The organism is Pseudonocardia sp. SID8383 (genome assembly GCF_009864975.1).
GTDB classification, from domain to species: domain Bacteria; phylum Actinomycetota; class Actinomycetes; order Mycobacteriales; family Pseudonocardiaceae; genus Pseudonocardia; species Pseudonocardia alni.
On sequence record NZ_WWFY01000149.1, the window covers coordinates 1 to 4,982 of the forward strand.

Sequence of the window (4,982 nt, forward strand, 5' to 3'; positions counted from 1 at the left end):
TCCCAGGGGTCGCGGCCCGGTTGCGGTCTCCCTGGGCGCGCCCGACATAGCGCCAGCCGCCGCCGTCGGGGATGTTGCCCAGCTTCTTCACATCCACGTGCAGCAGATCCCCGGGGGCGGGGTGTTCGTAGCGACGCACCGGTTCTCCGGTGGCGCGGTCGACATGGGCGAGGCGGTTGATCCGACACCGCACCAGCACCCGGTGCACGGTCGAGGCAGCGACACCGACCCGGTCGGCGATCTGGACCGGGCCCAGGCGCTTCTTCCAGCGCAGGTGCACGATCCGGCGCACCACCGGTGCCGGCGTCGCCCGCGGCGAGTGGTGCGGCCGGCTGGAGCGATCGGCCATGCCGGCCGGGCCGTCGAGGCGGTAGCGGTCGGCCCAGCGTTTCGCGGTCGGCCAGGCCACCTGGAACCGGGCAGCGGCCGCAGCGATCGGCACGTCGCCCTCGACGATCAGACGCGCCAGGCGCAGTCGGCCGCGTTCGGACAGTGGAGCGTTAGCGTGGACCACGAGGACCTCCTGTGGTTGTGGGTGCGGGTGCCTTCGACAGCTCCACACCCTCCGCAGGAGGTCCTCACCCTTCAAGATCAGCTAGATCGTGTCGTCACACGAGTTCGACCAACGTCTCCGGTCAGTACAGCTAGGACACCGGCTACAGGCATGGCGATAGGTCAGGAACGGCGTCGCTCCCTGCGCAGGAGGGAGCGCAGAGTCTCGGCGTTCGCGTAGCCGACCCGTCGCGCGATCTCGGCGGAGGTGAGGTCCGTGGTTGCTGAGAGGTGCCGAGCTCGTTCGATGCGAAGCCGTTGGACGAAGCCGAGCGGAGTGAGGTTGAGCGCCGCACGGACTCGTCGTTCGAGGGTGCGCCGGCTGGTGCCGAGCGACTGCGCGACGACGGCGACGTTGAACGGTTCGTCCAGGCGGACGCGCACGAAGCGTTCGAACTCGACGACGATCGGGTCCTCGTGCCGGAGATGTTCGTAGGCGACGAAGGCCGCCTGCGACGGGCGCTCGTCGATGATGAGGAGCTTGGCGACATGTTGGGCCAGGTCGGGGCTGATCGATCGCACGAGTGAGAGCGCGAGGTCGATGTGGGCGAAGGCGGCGCCGGCGGTGACGAGGTTCCCGTCGACCACGACCATGGTGTCGAGATCGAGGGCGACGGTCGGATAGCGCTTCAGGAACTCCGGCCCCAGGAACCAGCTGGTCGTCGCCCGCCGATGATGCATCCGTCCGGTCTCGGCGACGGCGAACACGCCGGTGCACGCCGCGGCGATCCGGGTGGTCGCGTCGTCGAGGCGCCCGAGTGAGGCGATGACCGAACGAGCATCTCGGCTCTGGAGGGCGTCGTGGGTCGCGGCGGCCGTGAGGGTTCCAAGCGCAGGGACGACGACCACGTCGAACTCTCCGGACTCCGACAGCGGGTGGTCCACCGACAGGGTCATCGATGCCGTCGTGGTCACTCGCCGTTTCGGTCCGAGGATGGCGAGTTCGATCGGGTCGATCCGCGGGTCGACATCGCCGCGGACTCCGTCGGCCACCCGCACGATGTCGATGACCGACGCGACCGCCGAACCGAAGCAGCCGTCGATCGCGATCAGTCCGATACGCATGGCGCGAACAATAGCAATACTGCCGTATACGCCACTCCCCACCGGCCCTCGCTCGTCGTACGCTGAACTCGCCCCACGAAGAACCCCGACTTCAAGGAGAACCCCTCATGTCCACACCCGCATCACTTCCGTATGCCTTCGTCGCCAAGATCGTCGCTGCCGATGGACAGCACGACGCGCTCGCCGATCTGCTCGCCGGCGCTGTCGCACTCGCCAACGAAGAAGTAGGAACGATTGTCTGGTTCGCGGCTAGGACCCACGCCGACACCTTCTGGATCTTCGATGCATTCCCCGACGAGGCCGCTCGCGACGCCCACGCCAACGGCGCCATCGTCGCAGCCCTGATGGCCAACCAGCACCTCCTCGGCGCAGCACCCGAGATCCTGGCGGCCGACGTCCTCGCGTCCAAGCTCCCGTAGTCCGCCAACGCACGAGACGATCGCGCCCCGCCGAGCCGTCGGACCCGACCGCCTCGACACCCGCACCACGTTGACGATCCCCGACGGGCCGATCACGAGGAGGCCAGGCAACACCAGGCGCAAGCCTGGAGCGGCACTGTTTCACCGGTGGTCATCGAGAGAGCCAGCGCGGTTCCATGGCAGCGCAACTGTGTCAACTTGCCCTCCGTCCCGCGAGGCGCCGTGGGCGGGTCGTGGTTGCGATCCGTTGCCGTGACGGGAGACGCGTTGCGCGTCGCAGCGATGACGGGTCGTTGGCGTTGCGTTCGTGCGCGCCGCGCGTGCGGCATGGATCATCTCGCTGCGCACACAACGATCGCTGGGCCGACGCACCGTTGACACCTCGCACGTCCAGGTCGCGACACAACGCCACGCTGCGTTGCCGAGCGGAGCGAGGCATATCGGCACACGGACAGGATGCCGGCCGCGAGCGCTCAGCCGGCGAGGGGTCCGTCGCAGAGGAGAGCGACGTCGGTGTCGGGCAGAGCCGTGAGGCCAGCGCATCGCGCGACCACCAGAACCGAACCGCCCCTGCCCTGCGTTTGCGCAGGTCAGGGGCTGTTCGCCGGAGCCGCCTGTCGGAATCGAACCGACGACCTAATCACGTCGGCTTTGCGGGCTCTTCCCAGATGAGGGTGTAGGTCGGCCGGGCGCGTCGGTCCGCAGATAGACGTCGAGGTCTCCCGACGATGGAGGTTCCTACGCCAACCATCCGAAAGACCTCGACGTGTCCGACGCTACCCCGCCGGCCGGCTTCGGCCGCCCTGACCTGACCGCCTTCGCTCGACTCGACGACCTCGGTCTGAGCGTGACCGGGCAACGACTTGAACCGGATCGTGCGGTCCTCGCGTGCCCGGACGCGGTCACGGTGATGGATCCCTTCCACGTCGTGCGCCTGGCCGGTGACGCCCTCGACAGGTGCCGGCGCCGGGTCCAACTCGCGATCCACGGGCACCGTGGGTTCAGGGACGACCCGCTCTACAAGTCGCGGCGCACGCTGCACACCGGCGCGGACCTGCTCACCGACAAGCAGAGCGACAGGCTACGCGCGCTGTTCGTTGATGACGCTCACGTCGAGGTCGAGGCGACCTGGGGTGTCTACCAGCGCATGATCGCCGCCTATCGCCACGAGGACCGGCAACGTGGCCGCGAGCTCATGGAGAAGCTGATCACCGACCTCAGCGCCGGCGTCCCCAAGGTGCTCACCGAGCTCACCACCCTGGGCCGGACCCTGAAGAAGCGAGCCGCCGACGTGCTCGCCTACTTCGAACGACCCGGCACCAGCAACGGGCCGACCGAGGCGCTCAACGGACGGCTCGAACACCTGCGCGGCTCCGCACTCGGGTTCCGCAACCTGACCAACTACATCGCCCGAAGCCTGCTCGAGACCGGCGGCTTCAGACCCCAACTCCTACACCCCCGATTGGGATGAGCCACTTAACCGGCTCTTCCGGATTTAGAGTGCGAGCGCTCCGCAATGCAGTAGCGACCGGATCCGATAATTGATCAGGTTGCGGAAGCCCATGGCGTTGCGGCGGAGGGCTTCGAGTCGGCCGTTGATGGCCTCGGTGGGGCCGTTCGAGGCGCGATGGGAGAAGTAGGCCAGGATGTCGACGCGGCGCCGGTGCAAGGTTCGGCCGAGTGTGGTGAGCTCGTCGAGCCCGGGCGGTAGCCCGGTGCGTAGCCGGTCGATCACGCCGCTGAGCAATGCTTTGCCGCGTCGGCGGTCCTGGTCGGCGTAGGCGGCGATGATCTGCTGGTAGGCCCACCAGGTGACCTCGACCGCGACGTGCTCGTCGGCGGCGAAGACCGCCTCAAGCCGGGTGCGTTGGCGGTCGGTGAGCAGTCCGAGGCGGGTCCGCAGGGTCCGCCGTGCCCGGTAGAGCGGGTCACCGGTGCGGCCTCGGTGGCCGAGGGTGTCCTGCTGGACACGTTGGCGACACAGGTCGAGCTTGTGCCCGGCCAGGGCGACGACGTGGAACGGGTCCATCACCGTGACCGCATCGGGCAACGCGTCGGTGGCGGCGTTCTTGTAGCCGCCAAAACCGTCCATCGCCACGACCCGGACCCGTCGCGGAAGGCCGGGTCGCGGGCGTCGAGCCAGGTCTTCAGGGCCGCCGCCGAGCGGCCCGGGACCAGGTCGAGCAGCCGCGCACGGCCGTGGCCTGCGACGACATCGGTGAGGTCGGTGATCACGGTGACGAACCCGTCTCCGTCGGCGCCGAACACGTGCGCCCACTTGTGCTCGTCGACCCCGATCACCCGCACCCCGTCCAGGCGGGCCGGCCCGGCGGAGCGCAGCAGCTGCTCGGTCGCGGCGACCGCGACGCTGTTCACGGTGTCCCAGCTGCGGCCCAGCTCACGGGCGACCGCGGCGACCGTCGCCTTGTCGATCGCCAAGCGGCGCAACACGTACTCCGCGCAGCGCCGGGTCGTGGACGCACCGGGACGGGCCAGGCGGGTCGAGTCGTGGGCGAAGATCTCGCGGGCGCAGTCACCGTGGACACACCGGTAGCGCGGCACCCGGACCCGCAGTTGCAGCGGATGGCCGACCACCGGGACGTCGCTGACGCGGCGCTCGGTGCTGTCGCGGTAGATCCCGGTCAGTCCGCACCCCGGGCAGGCGCCGGGCCCGTCGGTGAGCAGGTCGCACCACAGCACCGTGGTCTCCCCGGCCAGGGCGGCGTCGGTGATCCGCACCCCGAGCTCGACGGTACGGATGATCGTGTCGGCCACGATCTGGGCAGGCGGGCACGTAGGCTGCGACATCGGGTCCCCGGGCTTGTTGACGGTGTTCGGCGTAGGAACCTTCATCATCAACTTCTCGGGGCCCGCCTCACCGCAGCGACACGACCCCACCCGCGCGGTCGATCACGCCCTCACCTGCACTCCATTTCCGGAAGAGCC

General features: G+C 69.0%; 5 protein-coding genes and 1 pseudogene. 2 read left to right on the top strand and 4 right to left on the bottom strand.

What is annotated here, in order from left to right; genetic code table 11:
• Nucleotides 1-514 (bottom strand): helix-turn-helix domain-containing protein (locus GTW08_RS03780; RefSeq protein WP_161151419.1); only part of this gene is annotated, 514 nt, incomplete at its 3' end.
• A 161-nt stretch (nt 515-675) separates the two neighbouring features.
• Nucleotides 676-1,617, bottom strand: a complete 942-nt coding sequence (locus tag GTW08_RS03785; protein WP_073575402.1) for a GlxA family transcriptional regulator — start codon at nt 1,615-1,617, stop codon at nt 676-678.
• Between the two features lie 107 nt (nt 1,618-1,724).
• Here GTW08_RS03785 and GTW08_RS03790 point away from each other — a divergent pair, with 107 nt between their 5' ends.
• Together GTW08_RS03790 and GTW08_RS03795 are read left to right on the top strand one after the other, a co-directional pair.
• A complete protein-coding gene (locus GTW08_RS03790; protein ID WP_006247389.1) occupies nt 1,725-2,036 on the top strand; it encodes a putative quinol monooxygenase in 312 nt (103 codons plus the stop codon).
• An 892-nt stretch (nt 2,037-2,928) separates the two neighbouring features.
• Nucleotides 2,929-3,507: pseudogene (locus GTW08_RS03795) on the top strand (ISL3-like element ISPfr2 family transposase); the annotation flags it as partial.
• 24 nt (nt 3,508-3,531) lie between these two features.
• Here the strand turns inward: GTW08_RS03795 and GTW08_RS30920 are convergent.
• Together GTW08_RS30920 and GTW08_RS30925 are read right to left on the bottom strand one after the other, a co-directional pair.
• Nucleotides 3,532-4,128 (bottom strand): transposase, encoded by a 597-nt coding sequence (locus GTW08_RS30920; protein WP_202416355.1) that lies wholly within the window; start codon nt 4,126-4,128, stop codon nt 3,532-3,534.
• The gene (locus tag GTW08_RS30925; protein WP_202416174.1) at nt 4,065-4,889 is read right to left on the bottom strand and encodes a transposase family protein; all 825 of its coding nucleotides are present in this window, start codon (nt 4,887-4,889) and stop codon (nt 4,065-4,067) included. Before GTW08_RS30925 ends, GTW08_RS30920 begins: the two co-directional genes overlap by 64 nt.
• Nucleotides 4,890-4,982: the final 93 nt, after the last annotated feature.